Source organism: Cellulomonas cellasea (genome assembly GCF_006538745.1).
In the GTDB taxonomy this organism is placed as follows: domain Bacteria; phylum Actinomycetota; class Actinomycetes; order Actinomycetales; family Cellulomonadaceae; genus Cellulomonas_A; species Cellulomonas_A cellasea.
Window position 1 is genome coordinate 144,415 of sequence record NZ_BJLR01000030.1, and the last position, 18,927, is coordinate 163,341.

An 18,927-nucleotide genomic window follows, 5' to 3' on the forward strand; every position below is an offset into this window, starting at 1 on the left:
GGACGCTAACCCGCTTGTCTTGGTTGTTGCAACTCGTTACGGTAACTTTCAGGCAACGCTTTCACGGCGTGTCCTCCAGGGCCTCAGAACCGGACTGCGTCCCGCTACGCCCCACATCCCGGACGAGGAGGTCCCGTGTCCCTTACGCTGCCCCACGTGCGCACGCGACTGATGGACCTGGCCGAGCAGGCAGGCGTCAGCACGGCCACGGTCTCGCGCGTGCTCAACGGCAAGCAGGGCGTCTCGGCGCAGACCCGCCAGGCCGTGCTCGCCGCGCTCGACGTGCTCGGCTACGAGCGCCCCGAGAAGCTGCGCACGCGCTCGGCGGGGCTCGTCGGGCTCGTCGTCCCCGAGCTGTCCAACCCGGTCTTCCCGGCGTTCGCCCAGGTCATCGAGTCGATGCTCTCGGAGCGCGGGTACACCCCGCTGCTGTGCACGCAGTCCCCCGGCGGCACGACCGAGGACCAGTACGTCGAGATGCTCCTCGAGCACGAGGTCGACGGGATCCTGTTCGTCTCGGGCCTGCACGCCGACACGACGGCCAGCAAGGAGCGGTACCACCGCCTGCGCAGCCGGGGCATCCCGATCGTGCTGGTCAACGGCCACGCCGAGGGCGTCGACGCCCCCTCGATCTCCAACGACGACCCGTCGTCGATGGAGCTGTCCGTGCGTCACCTCGTCTCGCTCGGGCACCGGCGGATCGGGCTCGCGATCGGCCCCGACCGCTTCGTGCCCGCGCAGCGCAAGGTCGTCTCGTTCGCCGAGCAGCTCCGCCGCCAGCTCGGCGAGGAGGACGCCGCCGCGCACGTCGTCACCACCCTGTTCACGGTCGAGGGCGGCCAGGCCGCCGCCGGCGAGCTCATCGAGTCGGGCCACACCGCGATCATCTGCGGCTCCGACCTCATGGCCCTCGGCGCGATCCGGGCCGCCCGCCAGCGCGGCCTCGACGTCCCCACCGACCTGTCCGTCGTCGGCTACGACGACTCCCCGCTGATCGCGTTCACCGACCCGCCGCTCACGACCGTGCGCCAGCCCGTGCAGGCCATGGGCCACGCGGCGGTCAGCGCGCTGGTCGCCGAGATCAGCGGCACCAAGGCCCCCCGCAGCGAGCTCCTGTTCCACCCGGAGCTCATCGTGCGGGCATCGACGGGCGCAGCGCCCGCCGTACGCTGAATCCCAGCAGCACGACCCCGCGCAGCCGGTAGCGACCGGCGTCGGCGCGTCCCCACGGGCGCGACCCCGCGCACCTGCACCGGGCGCAGCAGCCCATCCCCACCCCGAAACGAGGCACCGCTCTGTGACGACCACCGACCCCCAGACCCGCACGCTCGACACGACCCTCGTGCACGCCGAGGGCTCCCCCGCCGAGGAGTGGTGGCGCCACGCCGTCATCTACCAGGTCTACCCGCGCTCGTTCGCGGACGGCTCCGGCGACGGCATCGGCGACCTGCCCGGCATCACCTCCCGGCTCGACCACCTCGCGACCCTCGGGGTCGACGCCGTGTGGCTCTCGCCGTTCTACCGCTCGCCCCAGGCCGACGCGGGCTACGACGTCGCCGACTACCGCGACGTCGACCCGCTGTTCGGCACGCTCGCCGACTTCGACGTGCTGCTCGAGCGCGCGCACGGGCTCGGCATGCGCGTGATCGTCGACCTCGTCCCGAACCACACCTCGGACGAGCACGTCTGGTTCCAGGCCGCCCTGGCCGCCGGACCGGGCAGCGCCGAGCGCGAGCGCTACCTGTTCCGCGAGGGCCGCGGCGTCGACGGCGCCGAGCCGCCGAACAACTGGCACTCGATCTTCGGCGGCCCCGCGTGGACCCGGACGACGAACCCTGACGGCACGCCCGGCCAGTGGTACCTGCACATGTTCGACACCCGCCAGCCCGACCTGAACTGGGAGCACCCTGAGGTCCGCAGCGAGTTCGAGGACGTGCTGCGCTTCTGGCTGGACAAGGGCGTCGACGGGTTCCGCATCGACGTCGCGCACGGCATGGTCAAGGCCCCGGGCCTGCCCGACTGGGACGGCGAGGTCACGATGGTCGACGGCGCGAGCCCGGCCGACGACGGCTCGACGGGCGCCGGCAACCAGGGCCCGATGTTCGACCAGGAGGGCGTCCACGACATCTACCGCGCGTGGCACCGCATCCTCGCCGAGTACGACGGCGACCGTGCGCTCGTCGCCGAGGCGTGGGTCGAGCCGCTGACCCGCCTCGCGCGCTACGTCCGCCCGGACGAGATGCACCAGGCGTTCAACTTCTCGTTCCTCACGACCCCCTGGGACGCCGCCGCGCTCCGCTCGGTGGTCACGGCCTCGCTGGTCGCGAGCGACGGCGTCGGTGCGCCGACGACCTGGGTGCTCTCGAACCACGACGTCGTGCGGCACGCGTCGCGCCTCGGCCTGAGCACGCCCGGCGCCCGGCCCAACGGCATCGGCGTGGGCGACGAGCAGCCCGACGAGGAGCTCGGTCTGCGCCGCGCCCGCGCCGCGTCGCTGCTCATGCTGGGCCTGCCCGGCTCGGCGTACCTGTACCAGGGCGAGGAGCTCGGGCTGCCCGAGCACACGTCCCTCGACGACGACCTGCGCCAGGACCCGGCCTGGTGGCGCTCGGGCCACACCGAGCGCGGCCGCGACGGCTGCCGCGTGCCGCTCCCCTGGTCGGCCGACGCGCCCGGGCTCGGCTTCTCGCCGACCGGCGCGACCTGGCTCCCGCAGCCCGCGTCGTGGAGCCGCTTCGCGCTCGACGCGCAGCAGGGCGTCGAGGGCTCGACGTACGAGACCTACCGGGCTGCGCTGCGCGTGCGCCGGGAGAACGACCTCGGCTCGGGCTCGCTCGCGTGGGTCGACGCACCGGACCTCCTGGGCGGCGAGGTGCTCGCGTTCCTCAACCGCGACGTGCTCGTGCTGACGGTCTTCGGCGGCGCGCCGGTCGCGCTGCCCGAGGGCGCCGAGGTGCTGCTCGCGAGCGGCGACGTCGCGGTCGAGGACGGGCGCGTCGTCGTCCCGGCCGACACGACCGTGTGGGCCCGCCTGGCCTGACCGCCGCTGCACGACGACGGCGCCGGTCCCGGGACGACCCCGGGGCCGGCGCCGTTCTCGTGCGCGCGGCTCAGCCCTCCGCGAGCGCCCCGACGTGCAGCGCCACCGCGCTCCCGGCGGGCACGCGCACGGCGACCTCGCCGTCCTCGACCCGCAGCGCCTCGCCCGCGCACCGCGGACCGTCCGGGCCGGCCGGGCCGGCCGCCGCCGTCGGCCCCGCGAGCACGTCGCAGTACGCCCCGTCCCGCAGCGTCGTCGGCACGCGCGCCTCGAGCGTCGCGTCGCCGCCGTTGACGACGACGGTCCCCCGCTCGCCGCGGCTGAGCGCGAGCGCGTCGCCGTCCTCCCACCGCGCCCCGACCGGGTCGTCGCCGACCGCCGAGCGCCAGCCGACCATGCCCTCGACCGCGCGCCACCGGTGCTGGCACACCCACTCACCGTCGGCGTAGGCCCGCTCGGGGCCCGCGTCGTCGGGGCACGCGGCGTCGAGCACCGCGCCGTCGCCGTCCTGCTCGGGCCCGGCGTCGCGGTCGCTGAACGCGTAGCCCGAGTACACGACCGGGCGGCCGTAGCCCGTGGCGAGCATCAGCACGTTGGCCAGCACGTACGGCGCGCCGTCCGGGTACGCGAGCGTGCTGCCGCCCCGCTCGGTGTCGTGGTTCTCGACGAAGATCCACGCCTTCTCGGACGGCAGGTACGACGACCCAGCGCCGAGCTCGGTGACCAGGCGCAGCGACCCGCCGCGGATCATCCCCGTCGCCTCGCGGCCCCAGGCGAACTCGAACACGTCGCCGAACGGGGTGTACTGCTCGGGCACCACGGGCTCGCCGCCGCCCCGGATGACCTCGGAGACGATCCGCGTGCCCGCGGGGAGCCGCTCGACGACGGCGGCGACGTCCTCGGCGGGCATGTGCTTCGCGGCGTCGAGGCGGAAGCCGTCGACGCCGAGGCTCAGCACGTCCTCGAGGTAGGCGACGAGCCGGTCCTGCACCGCGGGGCGCCCGGTCGCGAGGTCCGCGAGGTTGACGAGCTCGCAGTGCTGGACCTCGTAGGCGTCGCGGTAGTCGGCGATGTCGTCGGCCGGCGGCACGCCGCAGTGGTGGAAGTCCCCGGCGGCGTCGGACCAGGTGCCCGGGTAGTCGTAGTGCGAGTACGGCGACCCGGCCCACCCGGTCCCGGGCTCGTCCTGACCGGTCATGTGGTTGATCACCGCGTCGACCACGACGTCGACGCCCGCGTCGTGGCACGTCCCGACCATCGCGGCGAGCTCCGCGCGCGTCCCGAGCCGGGACTCGAGCCGGTAGGAGACCGGCTGGTAGGCGGTCCACCACTCCTCACCCCGGACGTGCTCCTGCGGCGGCGACGTCAGCACCCAGCCGTAGCCGGCGGGGCCGAGGCGGTCGGTGCACTCCCGCCCGATCGCGTCCCACGTCCACTGGAAGAGCTGGACGCCGACGTCGCGGGACGCGGCCGGCTCGGGGGTGTCGTCCTCGGCGGGCGCGCACGCGGCGGCGCCGACGGCGAGCCCGAGGGCGACGAGCACGGCGGACGCGCGCCGGCGCAGCCGTGGGGTGGGTCGAGGTGTGCTGCGCTGCACGGGGCTCCTGCCGTCGTCGGGACGGCTGCAAGCGTACAGAAACTTGCAGCCGACCCGGGCGGGAACCGACCTGCCCGTCGGGCGCTCCGGGGACCGCGAGCGCCGGCGCCACTCAGCCGCCCGAGACGCTCAGCTCGGCCTCGTGCAGCGCGCGCCGGAAGTCCTCGCTCAGCTCGCGCGACGCGAGCCACCCCTCGGGCAGCGTCGGGCGCTTGGGCGAGCCCGCGCGTCCCCGCTGCCCCTCGGCCGCCTCGCCGGGGTACGGCTGGTCCAGGTCGAGCGCCCCGAGCCGCTCGTCGAGCTCGGTCAGCGTCGACACCAGCCCGAGCTTCGCGCGCAGCTCGCCGCCCACGACGTAGCCCTTGAGGTACCAGGCCATGTGCTTGCGCATCTCGCGCAGCGCCTTCGACTCCTCGCCGAAGTGCTCGATCATCAGCTCCGCGTGCCGGCGCACCACCGCAGTGACCTCGCCGAGCCCGGGCCTGCGTCGCTCGTCCGACCCGGCGAACGCCGCCGCGAGGTCCGCGAAGAGCCAGGGCCGGCCCTGGCAGCCACGCCCGACGACGACGCCGTCGCACCCGGTCTGCGCGACCATGGCGAGCGCGTCCTCGGCTGACCAGATGTCGCCGTTGCCGAGCACCGGGATGTCGGTCACGGCCTCCTTGAGGCGGGCGATCGACTCCCAGTCGGCCGTGCCGGAGTAGTAGTCGGCCGCGGTCCGGGCGTGCAGCGCGACCGCCGCGACGCCGACCTCCTGTGCGACGAGCCCCGCCTCCAGGTAGGTCAGGTGGTCGTCGTCGATGCCCTTGCGCATCTTGACCGTCACCGGGACGCCGTAGGGGCTCGCGGCGTCGACCGCGGCGCTGATGATCGAGCGGAACAGGTCCCGCTTCCAGGGCAGCACCGCTCCCCCGCCGCGCCGCGTGACCTTGGGGACCGGGCACCCGAAGTTGAGGTCGACGTGGTCGGCGCGGTCCTCGGACGCGATGAGGCGCACCGCGGCGGCGACCGTCGCCGGGTCGACGCCGTAGACCTGCACGGAGCGCGGCTTCTCGTCGGGCTCGTGCGAGATGATCCGCATCGACTCCTCGCCCCGCTCGACGAGCGCGCGCGACGTCACCATCTCGGCGACGTAGAGCCCGGCGCCCGACTCGCGGCACAGCCGGCGGAAGGCCGCGTTGGTCACGCCCGCCATCGGGGCGAGCACGACGGGCGTGTCGATCGTCAGGGGCCCGATGCGCAGGGGCGGGAGCACGCGCGTGCCGGTCCCCGGCGCGGCGTCGGCCGGGGCGCCGCCCGGCGTGGGGGCGGGCACGGTGGGGGTCACGGTCGCAGGCGTCACCCCTCGATTGTCCCCCACGCGCCGGCGGGCCCCCGGGGCGGGTCGCGGAGCACCCGGGTGACGCCGGCGGCGCCGGGCACGTGGGGGCGTGCCCGGCGGCGACCGGGACAGGAGCACCCGGGTGACGTCGCGACTCAACCTTCGGGGCACGTCGTGCGTCTTCTACGGTGTGACCACCATGACGAGCGGCACCCTCGCGTTCCCCGGTGACCCCCCGGACCTGCCCTCCGAGGAGGTCGTCCTGGTCGAGCGCGTCGCCCGGCGCGGGGCCGCGCAGCGCGCCCAGACCCGCGAGGTCGACGCCGCGGGCCGCGACGCGGAGTTCGCCGCCTTCATGTCCGAGCACGGCGACGACCTCCTGCGCACCGCGTGGCTGCTGTGCAGCGACGCCCACCGTGCCGAGGAGCTGACCCAGCAGGCGCTCGTGCGCACGTACGCCGCGTGGTCCCGCGTCCGCACCGGCGACCCGCTGGCGTACACCCGCCGCGTGCTGGCGAACCTCCGCGTCGACTCCTGGCGGCGTCGGCGCCGCGAGGTGCTGACCGCGCCCGAGGACCTGCCCGACGGCACGTCCTCCCGCGCCGGCTCGACCCCGGCGGCGGGCCGCGACCACCAGGTCGCCGCCGCCGACCGCGACCTGCTCGTGCGCGCCCTGGCGACCCTGTCCCCCCGCCAGCGCCGCATCGTCGTCCTGCGCCACCTCGTCGGGATGCCGGAGGCCGAGGTCGCCGCCGACCTCGGCGTGAGCGTGGGCACCGTGAAGTCCACGGCGTCCCGCGCGCTCGCCACGCTGCGCGGTGTGCTCGCCGCCGACCCCTCCGCCCCCATCGCCCGTGCGAGGAGCCCCCGATGACCCGCACCCCGCCCCCGACCCGGCTCCTCGACCCCCGCGAGGACGAGGTCGTGGCCCGCCTGCACCGCTACGCGACCGCCGGCGCACCGCCCATGCAGCTCGCCGCGGACGACGTGATCCGCGCCGCGCACCGCCGCACGACCGCCCGGCGCGCGCGCGGCGCCGCCGTGAGCACCCTGACCGTCGCCGCCCTCGCGCTCGGCGGCACCTACCTCGCGGGCCTCGACCACGTCCCCGACGACACCCCCGCCGTCGCCGGGGACGTGCGGGTCGTGACCGTCGCCGAGGGCGTGACGGCCGCGTCCTTCCCGGCTCGCGTGCGCGGCGAGGCGAACGCCGTGGACCTCGGCCTGCGCTTCCCCGATGTGCCCGTCAGCCGCGCGATCACGCTCAGCGAGGACGCCGGGACCCTGTACGTCGACCTGCCGCTCGACCCGGGGTCGACCGCGACGGGCGCGAGCGTGCACACCGTGCGGCTCGACCCGTGGGTCGACGAGGAGGCGACCGCGACGACGTTCCGCACGGTCGCGAGCACCGACGGCCGCGAGATGCTCGTCGTGGGGACCGTGCCGCAGTGGGTCGACGACCCGGTCGTCGAGCTCGTCGGCGAGGAGGAGCCCGGGTTCGTGCCGACCGGCGGCGGGGACGCGGTCGACCGCGTGCAGGTGCCGACGTTCGACGCCCCGGGCGACGGCACCGGCCGGGTCTACGCCGCGGTGCTCTCGGCGGACTCGGCCGCGTCGCGGGGCTGGCTGCGCATCGACGACCTGCGGCTCGTGCCCGTCGTCACGGGGGCCGGCGGCGCGCAGGTGCTCGGCGGGGAGTGCCGCGGCGAGGAGCCCGCCTGCGTGCTCGACACCGTCCAGGGGCTCCTCGAGGAGGTCGACGCCGCGACCGTCGAGGTCGCCGACGGGATCACCGCGACCGCGCGGCTCGGCGTCGACCTGGGACAGGTCGGGGGCTCACCGGTCACGACCCCCCGGCTCGACCTCGGTCTCGACCTGCCCGCCGGCGCCGCGCCCGGTCGGCTCGCGATCGTGCACGGCCCGGACGCGCCGCCCGCGACGACGACCGTCCCCGCGTCGATCGGGATCGCGGACGCGGGACCGCTGCCCGACTCCGCCTGGCGGACGGCCCTCGGCGGCTCGCGCGAGGAGGCGACGACCGACCTGGTCAGCACCACCACCGCGTACGCCGCGCTCGACGGCGCGTGGGTCCTCACGGGGACGGTGCCCGGCTCGGTCGACCCGGGCGCGCTGGCCCGCATCGAGCTCGCGGCCCCGGTCGTCCGCGCCGACGGCACCCGCGGGACGACGATCGACGTGCCCACGTTCGACCCGCTGTCGGGCGACGGGCGGCGGACCTACGTCGTCGTCGTCGGTCCGGACGCCGGCCTGCCCGATCCCGCGAGCGGGGAGTCGCCGCTCGCGCCCGTCCCGACCACGTTCGTCCCGGATCGCCTCTGACGCACCCGCGCGTCCCGTGGCCCGCGAGGGCGTCGTCGGGCACGGTGCTGCACAATCGCACCGTGCCCGACTCCCCTGCCGCCCCGGAACGGGCCCCCGAGGCGCCCGCGCCCGCCGCCGCGCCGCCCGCCGGGCACGTCGACCACCCGCGGCGCACCGCCGCGACCCGCACGCGGCTGCTCCTCACGGCCGTCCTCGTCCCGCTCGGCCTCGCCGCGCTGCTCGGCATGGCGCTCACGTGGCCCGGCGAGCCGCAGCCGACGACCGGCGAGCTCGTCGACGTCGAGGTGCAGTACCCGACCGCCCGCGTCACGGGCACGTCGGTCGAGTCGTGCGAGGGGACGAGCGAGGACCGGCTCGCCGACGGCACCGTCCCCGAGCAGGTCCAGTGCCTCCGGGTCTTCGCGACGGTCACGAGCGGGTCCGAGGAGGGCCGCGACATCGACCTCTGGGCGACCGCGACGCTCCAGCCCGAGGACGTCCGCGACGGCGCGGCGATCGTCGTCCAGCGCTACCCGGCGACCGCGACGGACGGCGAGCTGTGGGCGTGGCACGACTTCGAGCGGACCGTCCCGCTCGGGACCCTCGCGCTCGTGTTCGCGGTCGTCACCGTGCTCGTCGCGGGCATGCGCGGGCTGCGCGCGCTGATCGGGCTCGTCCTCGCGTTCGCCGTGATCGGGACCTACATCCTGCCCGGGCTCGTGGCCGGAGAGGACGCGCTGCTGATCGGCCTGTGCGGCTCGACCGTCATCATGATCGCCGTCCTGTACCTCGCCCACGGGTTCTCCGAGCGCACGTCGACGGCGCTCCTCGGCACGCTCGCGGGGCTCGGGCTCACCGCGGGGCTCGGCGTGCTCGGGGCGCGCGCCGCGCACCTGTCGGGCGTGACGTCCGAGGACTCCTACCGGCTCGCGGGGCTGCTCGGCGACCAGGGCGCGACCGCGCTGCGGGGGCTGTTCCTGTGCGGGGTCGTGCTCGCGGGCCTCGGCGTGCTCAACGACGTGACGATCACGCAGGCGTCGGCCGTGTGGGAGCTGCGCGCGACGTCGCCCGACGCGGACCGCGCTGAGCTGTTCAGCCACGCGATGCGCATCGGGCGCGACCACATCGCCTCGACGGTCTACACGATCGCGTTCGCGTACACCGGTGCGGCGCTCCCCGTCCTGCTGCTGCTGGAGATCTACGGGCTGCCGCTCGGGCAGACGCTCACGAGCGGGGCGTTCGCCGAGGAGATCGTGCGCACGCTCGTCGGGTCGATCGCGCTCGTGCTCGCGATCCCGCTCACGACCGCGCTGGCCGTGCTCGTCGTCACGGCGTCCCCGCCGCCGCGTCACGCGCAGCAGGGTCATCGGGCGCACCCGCACGTGCACGCGCACTGACGGCGTCGGGCTCCGGCGCGTCGCCGCTGCCCTGCCCGTCGCCACCGCCCGGCCCGACGGCGCCGTCCTGCGCGTCGTCACCGCCCGGCTCGTCCGCGCCGTCCTGCTCGTCCGCGCCGCCCGTCGCGTCGCGTGCCGCCCGCGCCGGGCCGCCGACGACGAGCGCCGCGACCGCCGTCGTCACGGGGATGGCGAGCACGAGGCCGATCGAGCCGACGAGCGTGCGGACCACCTCCTCGGCGATCTCGCCGCTCGTGAGCGTCCCGAGCAGCGCGCGGTCGGACAGGCTCACGAGCAGCACGAGCGGCAGCGCGGCGCCGACGTACGCGAAGGCCACGGTGTACACGGTCGAGGCGATGTGGTCGCGCCCGATGCGCATCCCACGCGCGTACAGCTCCCGCCGGCTCGCGTGCGGGGCGCTCGCCCGCAGCTCCCAGACAGCCGACGCCTGCGTGATCGTCACGTCGTTGAGCACTCCGAGCCCCGCGACGACGATCCCGCACAGCAGGACCCCGCTCAGGCTCACGTCCGGGGCGTACTGGCGCAGGTCGAGCGCGTTCTCGTCGACGAGACCGGTGAGGTGCGCCGCGCCGCTCGCCCACCCCGCGAGCAGGGCCGTCGCCGCGAGGCCCCCGAACGTGCCGAGCAGCGCGGTCGTGGTGCGCGCCGTGACGCCGTGCGCGAGGTACAGCAGCACGAACATGAGCGCCGACGCGGTCACGAGCGCGACCGGCACCGCGGGCCGCCCCTCGAGCAGCGCGGGCAGCGTGAACCACGCGATGCCGGCGAACGACACGACGAGGCCGACGAGCGCCGCGAGCCCGCGCCAGCGCGCGACGGCGAGCACGAGCACCGCGAACACCGCCGCGAGCATCCCGATCGGGGCGTCGCGCACGAAGTCGACGAACACGTACGGGCTGCCCTCCCCGACCGCCTCCGCGAGGTAGAGCACCGTCAGGACGTCCCCGGGCTCGACCTCGGGGACGTACTCGGGCGGGACGAGCACGGGCGTGCTGCTGCCGTCGGCGAGCTCGCCGACGACCTGCGTCTCCGGCGGCGCGTCCGGGGCCAGGTCGATCGACATCACGAGCACGCGCTCGAACGTCGTGCCGGGAGCCGTGGTCTTCAGCACCGGGAGCGCGTCGCGGTCGGGCCACAGCCACCACGCGCCGAGCACGGTCACGAGGAGCGCGGGGACGACGAGCGCGGCGAGCACGACGCGCACGCGCCGGCTCGCGCGCGGCTCGGGGCCGCCGCCGTGGACGTGCCCGGTCACGGACGCGCCCACGACGGCGTCACGCCCGGTCAGGCGCCGACGAGCCGCGTCGCGAGGTACGCGGTGACCTGGTCGAGCGCGACCCGCTCCTGCGACATGTCGTCGCGGTGCCGGATCGTGACCGCCTGGTCGTCGAGCGTGTCGAAGTCGACCGTGATGCAGAACGGCGTACCGATCTCGTCCTGGCGGCGGTAGCGGCGGCCGATCGCCCCGGCGTCGTCGAACTCGACGTTCCACGACCGGCGCAGCTCGGCGGCGAGGTCCCGCGCCTTGGGCGAGAGCTGCTCGTTGCGGCTCAGCGGCAGCACCGCGGCCTTGACGGGCGCGAGGCGCGGGTCGAGCCGGAGCACCGTGCGCTTGTCGACGCCGCCCTTGGTGTTGGGCGCCTCGTCCTCGACGTAGGACTCGACGAGGAACGCCATGAGCGAGCGTGTGAGGCCTGCGGCCGGCTCGATGACGTACGGCACGAAGCGCTCGTTCTTCGCCTGGTCGAAGTACGACAGGTCCTGGCCGGAGTGCTCGCTGTGCGTCGACAGGTCGAAGTCGGTGCGGTTCGCGATGCCCTCGAGCTCGCCCCACTCGGAGCCCTGGAAGCCGAAGCGGTACTCGATGTCGACGGTGCGCTTCGAGTAGTGCGACAGCTTCTCCTTCGGGTGCTCGTAGTGGCGCAGGTTGTCGCGGCTGATGCCGAGGTCGGTGTACCAGTCGGTGCGCGTGTCGATCCAGTACTGGTGCCAGTCCTCGTCCGTCCCGGGCTCGACGAAGAACTCCATCTCCATCTGCTCGAACTCGCGCGTGCGGAAGATGAAGTTGCCCGGCGTGATCTCGTTGCGGAAGGACTTGCCGATCTGGCCGATGCCGAACGGCGGCTTCTTGCGGCTCGTCGTCACGACGTTCGCGAAGTTCACGAAGATGCCCTGCGCCGTCTCGGGGCGCAGGTAGTGCAGCCCGGACTCGTCCTCGATCGGGCCCACGTACGTCTTGAGCATCATGTTGAAGTCGCGGGGCTCGGTCCACTGGCCGCGCGTGCCGCAGTTGGGGCACGCGATGTCGGCGAGGCCGTGCTCGGGCACGCGGCCCTTCTTCTCCTCGAACTCCTCGAGCATGTGGTCCTCGCGGAACCGCTTGTGGCAGCTGAGGCACTCGGTGAGCGGGTCGGTGAAGACGCCGACGTGGCCCGAGGCGACCCAGACCTGGCGCGGCAGGATGACCGACGAGTCGAGCCCGACGATGTCCTCGCGCGCGGTGACCATGGTCCGCCACCACTGCTTCTTGATGTTCTCCTTGAGCTCGACCCCGAGCGGGCCGTAGTCCCAGGCCGAGCGCGTGCCTCCGTAGATCTCCCCGCTCGGGAACACGAAGCCCCGGCGCTTGGCGAGGGAGACGACGTTGTCGAGCCGGGACGGTGCAGCCACTGCGATCACTCCAGGGGACGAGGGCCCGCGACTGGGTGGCGCGGGGATGACAGCACAGGCTACCGGGGTGGCGCTGCGGTGCGCGGAGGTGCTCCGGACGGGTCGCGCGTTTTGACAACGGTTTTCATCCTCGTGAGAATCGTCCGCATGGATCTCCCCCGCACCCCGGCGCGCCCCGACCACGGACGCGCGGTCCGCCGCGCCCGGACGGGCCTCGCGCTGACCGCTGCGGCGGCGCTCGTGCTCGGCGGGTGCGCGAGCACCCCCGCGGACGACGGCAGGCTCAGCGTGCTCGCCTCCTTCTACCCGCTGCAGGTCGTGGCGGCGGGCGTCGGCGGCGACCGCGTGAGCGTCGACTCGCTCACCCCGCCGGGAGCCGAGCCGCACGACCTCGAGCTCTCCCCCGCCCAGGTCGCCCGCCTCGGCGCCGCGGACCTCGTGGTCTACCTCGGCGAGTTCCAGGCCGCCGTCGACGACGCCGTGCAGGCCAGCCCGCCGGAGCGCGCGCTCGACGCCGCCGACGTGGTGGAGCTGCTCGACGCAGCCGCCGAGGAGGGCGCCCACGAGGGCGAGGCGCACGCGGACGAGACCCACGAGGGCGAGACCGCCGAGGAGCACGCCGAGCACGGCGAGCACGACCCGCACTTCTGGCTCGACCCGAGCCGCATGCCCGCGCTCGTCGAGGCGGTCGCGGACGAGCTCAGCGACCTCGACCCCGAGGGCGCCGACGAGTACGCCGCGAACGCCGCCGCGCTCAGCGAGCGCTTCACCGAGCTCGACGCGGCCTACGAGACCGGTCTGGCCACGTGCAGCAGCCGCGTGCTCGTGACCTCCCACGCGGCGTTCGGCTACCTCGCGGACCGCTACGACCTCGAGCAGGTCGCGGTCGCCGGCATCGACCCCGAGGGCGAGCCGTCGCCGGCGCGCCTCGCGGAGATCGGGGAGGTCATCCGCAGCGAGGGCGTGACCACCGTGTTCTTCGAGACCCTCGTCAGCCCGAAGGTGGCCGAGGCGCTCGCCGCCGACGTCGGCGCGACGACGGCCGTGCTCGACCCGCTCGAGGGCCTCGCCGACGACTCGCAGGACTACTTCAGCATCGCCGAGTCCAACCTCGAGGCGCTGAAGGTGGCATTGTCCTGCTCGTGAGCTCCCCCGTGATCGACGCCCGCGGCGTCGACGTGACCCTCGGTGGGCACCCGATCCTGCGCGGCGTCGACCTGCGGGTGCACCCCGGCGAGGTCGTGGCGCTGCTCGGCGCCAACGGCTCCGGGAAGTCGACCCTCGTGCGCGCGCTGCTCGGCATCGTCCCCGTGAGCGCCGGCGACGTGCGCCTGTTCGGTGCGCCGCTCGGCTCGCGCGGTGCGCACGACCGCGTCGGCTACGTCCCGCAGCGGCTGCCCGCGGGCGCCGGCGTGCCCGCCAGCGCCCTCGAGGTCGTCCTGGCGGGCCTGCTGCACGGCCGCCGCCTGCGCCTGCCGCGCGGTGCGCACGCCCGCGCGCTCGCGGCGCTCGACGAGGTCGGGCTCGCCGACCGCGCCCGCCGCCCGGTGCACGAGCTGTCGGGCGGGCAGCAGCAGCGCGTCCTCATCGCCCGCGCGCTCGTGCGCGACCCGGACCTGCTCGTGCTCGACGAGCCCACCTCGGGCATCGACCTGCCGACGCAGCAGACGTTCGTCGACACCGTCGAGCGCCTGCGCACCGGCGGGGCGACCGTCGTGGTGATCCTGCACGAGCTCGGTGCGTTCGCCCCGCTCATCGGCCGGGCGGTCGTCCTGCGGCACGGTCGCGTCGTGCACGACGGCGCGCCGCCCCGGCCCCGCGACGAGCACGCCGGCGCGCACCACGACCACCTGCACGCCCATCCCGACCCGGAGCCGCCCGGCACGGGACCGTCGCTGTCCGTGGAGGTGACCCCGTGAGCCTCGTGGACCAGCTCGTCGCGATGGTGTCGTCGCCCCTCATGCTGCGGGCGCTGATCGCCGCGGTCGTCGTCGGCGCCGCCGCGCCCGTCGTCGGCACGTTCCTCGTCCAGCGCCGGCTCGCGCTCATGGGCGACGGGATCGGGCACGTCGCCCTGACCGGTGTCGCGCTCGGCTGGCTCGTCGGCAACGCGGCGTCGGTCGTGCCGCAGGACTCCCTCGCGCTGCCCGGTGCGGTCGTCACGGCCATCGCCGGGTCGATCGCGATCGAGCTCGTGCGCGAGCGCGGCCGCACGAGCGGCGACCTCGCGCTCGCCCTCATGTTCTACGGCGGCATCGCGGGCGGCGTGCTGCTCATCAAGGTTGCCGGCGGCACCAACGCCAACCTGATCAGCTACCTGTTCGGGTCGATCTCGACCGTCTCGAACGCCGACCTCGCGTGGACCGTGGGGCTCGCCGTGGTGGTGCTCGCGGTCGGGCTCGGCCTGCGCGCCGCGCTGTTCTCGGTGAGCCACGACGAGGAGTTCGCGCGCGCGAGCGGGCTGCCGGTCCGGGTGCTCAACATCCTCGTCGCGACGATCGCCGCGCTGACCGTGACCGTCGCGATGCGCGTCGTCGGGCTGCTGCTCGTGAGCGCGCTCATGATCGTCCCGGTCGCGATCGCGCAGCTGTTCGCGCGGTCGTTCGGCCGCACGATGGCCGTCGCGTCCGCGACGGGGATCGCCGTGAGCGTCGTCGGGCTCTCGTTCACCTACTGGTACGACTACCCGCCGGGCGCGACGATCGTCGTCCTCGCGGTGCTGGTGTACGCGGCGGCGTCCGTGACCCGCCCGCTGCTCCGGCGCGGCACCCCGGTGCACGACCCGCACCCGGACGTGCTCGACGACCTCGAGCTCAACGGCGCCGAGGGCGCGACGGGACGCGGCGCCGACTCGTGCTGACAACCCGTCGGTAAGGATGCCCTCACCTCGCCGATAGACTCGGGAGGTGCTCGAGCAGACGGACGTCGCGGAGGCCTACGGGCTCGGCGGCAAGCCCTTCTGGCTCGTCGTCGTCCTGCTCGTCGTCATCGTCGCGGCCCGGTCGCACGGCACGTACTGGCTCGCGCGGGGCGTCGCGCACGGGGCGAGCGGCCTCGGCGCCCGGCGCGCGTCCGACCGGCCCTCGCGGCTCGGCGCGGCAGGGGCGCGGCTGCTGGCCTGGGGTGCGAGCCCGTCGGGCCGCCGGGCCGGGGAGGCGCTGCGCCGGGTGGGCCCCGTCGCGGTGACGCTCGCCTACCTCACGGTCGGTGCGCAGACCGCGGTCTTCGCCGCCGCGGGGCTCGCGCGCATGAGCTACCCGCGCTTCGTCCTCGCGTCCGTCCCGGGCTGCCTCGCGTGGGCGTTCGTCTGGGCCACCGTGGGGCTCGGTGCGCTGTGGGGTGCGGTGGCGCTCGCCGCACGCTCGCCGTGGCTGCTGGTGACGGTGGCGGTCGCGCTGCTCGTCCTGGCGGTCGCCGTCACGCGCCGGAGGCGCACCCGACGACACCCGGCGGACATGGCGGACGCCGCGCTGGACCGCCCCGAAGCCGCACCGATGGGCGCGGACGAGCACCTCTGACCCGAGCGGCCCGGCTCACCCCTGCGGTCGTGGCGGGTGCCCGGGAAGCCCCGAGAGCTCCCACGGGAGCACATAGCCGTACGAGACCACGCTCACGACGTCCCCGTCAGCGGACCGGCCGAGGAACGTGGGATATCCGCCGTCGCCCCAGCCCGACGAGAACAGGAACCCGTCGGCAGGGCCCCCGGCCGGTCCGCGCAGGACGCAGACGGTCGAGAAGTCGTCGCGGCCTTCCGGATAGAACGCCTCGAGGTAGTCGGCGGGCACGCTCGCCGGGTCGGCGTCGTCCCAGGCGACCGCCGGGACCACCGGGGTGCCCGACGCCACGAAGCCGCCGTCGCCCCCGTCCGTCCCGAACCCGAGGTGGACCTCCTCGTCCCACGCGACCGGCGGGTCCTCCCCGAGCCGGAGCTCCGCGAACGCGACGCGCCTGCCGCTGCTGGGCGAGTCCATGACCCCGAGGGCGATCGCTGCCTCCACCGTCGAGTCCGCGACCCGCACCGATGCGATGCCGCCGTAGGCCGCGTCGAAGCCGCTGCCCGAGGCCAGCCAGCCGTCCACCAACGTGAGGTCGGCGACGTGCTCGACGACGAGCCGCCCGTCGGCGAGCTCGTCGGGCCAGCCGGCCGCCTCCGGGCCGGCGGGACGGAGGAACGACTCCCCGGGCAGAGCGCGGTCCCGCGGGCACGCGCTGAAGACGATGTCGCGCTCCTCCACCGGGGCCGGGCCGGGCTCTACCGGGGGCGCGACGGGTCCGACGCTCGCCTCTCCGGAGGGACCCGTCGACGAGCCGCGCGCCTCACCCGTCGGCGACGGTGAGGTCGCGGGAGCCGAGACAGCTGCACAGCCCGCGAGGACGAGGACGACGCACGAGGCGGAGAGCCAGCGGGAGCGGCACACGCACCCATCGTGCCCGCCGGCCCCGCCGGCGCCACACTCGGACGCCCGCAGGTCACCCGTTCGCCGTCAGGCGCTGTCCCCCACGCAGAACTGGTTGCCGTCCGGGTCGGCGAGCACGACCCAGGCGTAGCCGTCGTGCTCGTGCCGCCCGACGAGCGTCGCGCCCGACGCGAGCAGGCGCTCGGCCTCCGCCTCGCGGCCCACGGACGCGCCGAAGTCGATGTGCACGCGGTTCTTGCCGGGCGTCGGCGCCTCGACCTTCTGGAAGCCGAGGACCGGGCCACCCATGGGGCCGGGCGTCACCATGACGAACCAGCCGTCGGCGATGTCCCGCACCTGCCCGCCGGTCTGCTCGGCCCACCAGGCGCTCAGCGCCCGGGCGTCGAGGGTGTCGAACGTGACCATCGCCGGTGTGAGCGTCATGCCCCGACGCTAGGGGCGACCACCCACACGCCGGACGCCCCGCGACGCCGTCGGCCCACCCCGGCCGGGTCCCGGGCCGCTCCCGACCGCACCGGCTGGGCGCACCGTGCGCGTCGGCGCCGCCGCCCGACGCGTCAGGCCGCGCCCGAGGGTCCAGCCTGCGGACGGTCGACCGCCCCGCCGTACCGGCGGTCGCGCCGCGCGTACGTCTCGACCGCGCGCCACAGGTGCCGGCGGTCGACGTCGGGCCACGGCTCGTCGAGGAACACGAGCTCGGCGTACGCGGCCTGCCAGATCATGAAGTTCGAGGTGCGCTGCTCGCCGCTCGAGCGCACGAACAGGTCGACGTCGGGCAGGTCCGGCTCGTCGAGGAACCGCGCGATCATCTTCTCGTCGACCTTGTCCGGCTTGATCCGGCCCGCGGCGACCTCGTGCGCGATGGCCTTCGCCGCGTCCGCGACCTCCGCCCGGCCGCCGTAGTTCACGCACATCGTCAGCGTCACGGTGTCGTTGCCCCGCGTGAGCTCCTCGGCGATCTCGAGCTCCTTGATGACCGAGCGCCACAGCCGCGGCCGGCGGCCCGCCCAGCGCACGCGCACGCCCCACGAGTTCATGAGGTCCCGCCGGCGCCGCAGCACGTCGCGGTTGAAGCCCATGAGGAAGCGGACCTCCTCGGGCGAGCGCGACCAGTTCTCGGTCGAGAACGCGTACGCCGAGACGTGCTTCACGCCGATCTCGATGGCCCCGGCCACGACGTCGAGCAGCGACGCCTCCCCCGCGGCGTGCCCGGCGGTCCGGGGCAGCCCGCGCGCGTTGGCCCAGCGGCCGTTGCCGTCCATGACGACGGCCACGTGCTTCGGCACGAACTCGAGCGGGATCGCGGGCGGGCGGGCACCGCTCGGGTGCGGCGGCGGCGGGACGGGCATCAGATCCTCTCGACCATGGGGAGCGAGCGCAGCGTGCGCTCGAGGTGGAACTGGCAGTACGCGGCGACGACGCCGTTGCCCTCGCGCCGGTGCCGCTCGGCGCTGGCCTCGACGGTCGGCCAGTCGCCCGCGAGCAGCGACGCGAGCAGCTCGAACGTCTCCGGGGCGGGCGCGGTGGCGCCGGGCGGGCGGCACGCACGGCAGACGGCACCGCCCTGCGCGACGGCGAAGGACGTGTGCGGGCCGGGCGCGCCGCAGCGGGCGCAGTCGGTGAAGCTCGGCGCCCAGCCCGCGATCGCGAGCGCGCGCAGGAGGTAGGAGTCGAGCACCAGGCCGGGGGCGTGCTCGCGCGACGCGAGCGAGCGGACCGCGCCGACGAGCAGCCAGTACTGCTGCAGCGCGGGCTCGTGCTCGGCCTCGACGAGGCGCTCGGCGGTCTCGAGCATGACGGTCCCCGCGGTGTACAGCGCGTAGTCCTCGCACACCGGCCGGCCGTACGCACCGAGGGTCTCGACCTGCGTGACGATGTCGAGGTTGCGGCCCGTGCTGAGCTGCAGGTCGACGTGCATGAACGGCTCGAGGCGCGAGCCGAAGCGCGACGTCGTGCGGCGCACGCCCTTGCCGACCGCGCGGACCTTGCCGTGCTGGCGGGTCAGCAGGGTCACGATGCGGTCGGCCTCGCCCAGCTTGTGGGTGCGCAGGACGATGCCCTCGTCGCGGTAGAGGCTCACGCCCCCATCCTCCCCCGCGCCACCCACGCCCCGCGCACGCGACGGGCCACGGTCACGCGAT

At 75.0% G+C, this 18,927-nt stretch carries 17 protein-coding genes; 9 read left to right on the forward strand and 8 right to left on the reverse strand.

Annotated elements, in window-relative coordinates; translation table 11 throughout:
* Positions 1-171 precede the first annotated feature (171 nt).
* Together CCE01nite_RS15970 and CCE01nite_RS15975 are read left to right on the forward strand one after the other, a co-directional pair.
* The gene (locus tag CCE01nite_RS15970; protein ID WP_052104431.1) at positions 172-1,173 is read left to right on the forward strand and encodes a LacI family DNA-binding transcriptional regulator; all 1,002 of its coding nucleotides are present in this window, start codon (positions 172-174) and stop codon (positions 1,171-1,173) included.
* A 124-nt stretch (positions 1,174-1,297) separates the two neighbouring features.
* Positions 1,298-3,040 carry a glycoside hydrolase family 13 protein gene (locus CCE01nite_RS15975; RefSeq protein ID WP_034634440.1) on the forward strand — a complete coding sequence of 581 codons (1,743 nt, stop codon included), beginning with the start codon at positions 1,298-1,300 and terminating at the stop codon, positions 3,038-3,040.
* A gap of 70 nt (positions 3,041-3,110) precedes the next feature.
* On the opposite strand, the gene CCE01nite_RS15980 is transcribed toward CCE01nite_RS15975, so the two are convergent.
* Both CCE01nite_RS15980 and dusB read right to left on the reverse strand, forming a co-directional pair.
* Positions 3,111-4,637, reverse strand: a complete 1,527-nt coding sequence (locus tag CCE01nite_RS15980; protein ID WP_246056609.1) for an alpha-amylase — start codon at positions 4,635-4,637, stop codon at positions 3,111-3,113.
* A 112-nt stretch (positions 4,638-4,749) separates the two neighbouring features.
* Complete coding sequence (gene dusB / locus CCE01nite_RS15985; protein ID WP_371861051.1) at positions 4,750-5,964, reverse strand: tRNA dihydrouridine synthase DusB; 1,215 nt, start codon at positions 5,962-5,964, stop codon at positions 4,750-4,752.
* Between the two features lie 193 nt (positions 5,965-6,157).
* Between dusB and CCE01nite_RS15990 the strand changes: the two genes are divergently transcribed.
* The 3 genes from CCE01nite_RS15990 (at position 6,158) to CCE01nite_RS16000 (ending at position 9,677) form a co-directional block, all read left to right on the forward strand.
* Complete coding sequence (locus tag CCE01nite_RS15990) at positions 6,158-6,832, forward strand: SigE family RNA polymerase sigma factor (RefSeq protein ID WP_084142762.1); 675 nt, start codon at positions 6,158-6,160, stop codon at positions 6,830-6,832.
* On the forward strand, positions 6,829-8,298 hold the full coding sequence (locus tag CCE01nite_RS15995) for a hypothetical protein (RefSeq protein ID WP_034631369.1): 1,470 nt from the start codon (positions 6,829-6,831) through the stop codon (positions 8,296-8,298). Before CCE01nite_RS15990 ends, CCE01nite_RS15995 begins: the two co-directional genes overlap by 4 nt.
* Before the next feature lie 62 nt (positions 8,299-8,360).
* On the forward strand, positions 8,361-9,677 hold the full coding sequence (locus CCE01nite_RS16000; RefSeq protein ID WP_246056611.1) for a YibE/F family protein: 1,317 nt from the start codon (positions 8,361-8,363) through the stop codon (positions 9,675-9,677).
* Here CCE01nite_RS16000 and CCE01nite_RS16005 read toward each other — a convergent pair.
* Together CCE01nite_RS16005 and CCE01nite_RS16010 are read right to left on the reverse strand one after the other, a co-directional pair.
* Positions 9,607-10,953, reverse strand: a complete 1,347-nt coding sequence (locus CCE01nite_RS16005; RefSeq protein WP_084142763.1) for a YibE/F family protein — start codon at positions 10,951-10,953, stop codon at positions 9,607-9,609. The two genes, CCE01nite_RS16000 and CCE01nite_RS16005, sit on opposite strands and share 71 nt — an antisense overlap.
* A gap of 29 nt (positions 10,954-10,982) precedes the next feature.
* The gene (locus CCE01nite_RS16010; RefSeq protein ID WP_034631364.1) at positions 10,983-12,368 is read right to left on the reverse strand and encodes a glycine--tRNA ligase; all 1,386 of its coding nucleotides are present in this window, start codon (positions 12,366-12,368) and stop codon (positions 10,983-10,985) included.
* Positions 12,369-12,515: 147 nt separating this feature from the next.
* Between CCE01nite_RS16010 and CCE01nite_RS16015 the strand changes: the two genes are divergently transcribed.
* From CCE01nite_RS16015 to CCE01nite_RS16030, 4 genes are read left to right on the forward strand one after another with little or no spacing between them, the layout of a single operon-like run.
* Positions 12,516-13,514: a metal ABC transporter substrate-binding protein gene (locus tag CCE01nite_RS16015; protein WP_052104218.1), complete on the forward strand. Its 999-nt coding sequence runs from the start codon at positions 12,516-12,518 to the stop codon at positions 13,512-13,514.
* Complete coding sequence (locus tag CCE01nite_RS16020; protein WP_052104217.1) at positions 13,511-14,287, forward strand: metal ABC transporter ATP-binding protein; 777 nt, start codon at positions 13,511-13,513, stop codon at positions 14,285-14,287. The genes CCE01nite_RS16015 and CCE01nite_RS16020 overlap by 4 nt, the downstream gene beginning before the upstream one ends.
* 23 nt (positions 14,288-14,310) lie before the next feature.
* Positions 14,311-15,228 carry a metal ABC transporter permease gene (locus CCE01nite_RS16025; protein ID WP_052104220.1) on the forward strand — a complete coding sequence of 306 codons (918 nt, stop codon included), beginning with the start codon at positions 14,311-14,313 and terminating at the stop codon, positions 15,226-15,228.
* Positions 15,229-15,274: 46 nt separating this feature from the next.
* On the forward strand, positions 15,275-15,886 hold the full coding sequence (locus tag CCE01nite_RS16030; protein ID WP_034631357.1) for a DedA family protein: 612 nt from the start codon (positions 15,275-15,277) through the stop codon (positions 15,884-15,886).
* Positions 15,887-15,901: 15 nt separating this feature from the next.
* Here CCE01nite_RS16030 and CCE01nite_RS16035 read toward each other — a convergent pair whose 3' ends face one another.
* The 4 genes from CCE01nite_RS16035 to recO all read right to left on the reverse strand — a co-directional run bounded on the left by CCE01nite_RS16035 (position 15,902) and on the right by recO (position 18,866).
* Entirely contained in the window at positions 15,902-16,603 is a 702-nt protein-coding gene (locus CCE01nite_RS16035; protein ID WP_034631353.1) for a DUF4241 domain-containing protein, read from the reverse strand.
* A 249-nt stretch (positions 16,604-16,852) separates the two neighbouring features.
* A complete protein-coding gene (locus CCE01nite_RS16040) occupies positions 16,853-17,209 on the reverse strand; it encodes a VOC family protein (protein ID WP_034631349.1) in 357 nt (118 codons plus the stop codon).
* A 134-nt stretch (positions 17,210-17,343) separates the two neighbouring features.
* Entirely contained in the window at positions 17,344-18,135 is a 792-nt protein-coding gene (locus CCE01nite_RS16045; RefSeq protein ID WP_034631345.1) for an isoprenyl transferase, read from the reverse strand.
* Positions 18,135-18,866 carry a DNA repair protein RecO gene (gene recO / locus CCE01nite_RS16050; RefSeq protein ID WP_034631342.1) on the reverse strand — a complete coding sequence of 244 codons (732 nt, stop codon included), beginning with the start codon at positions 18,864-18,866 and terminating at the stop codon, positions 18,135-18,137. Before recO ends, CCE01nite_RS16045 begins: the two co-directional genes overlap by 1 nt.
* Positions 18,867-18,927: the final 61 nt, after the last annotated feature.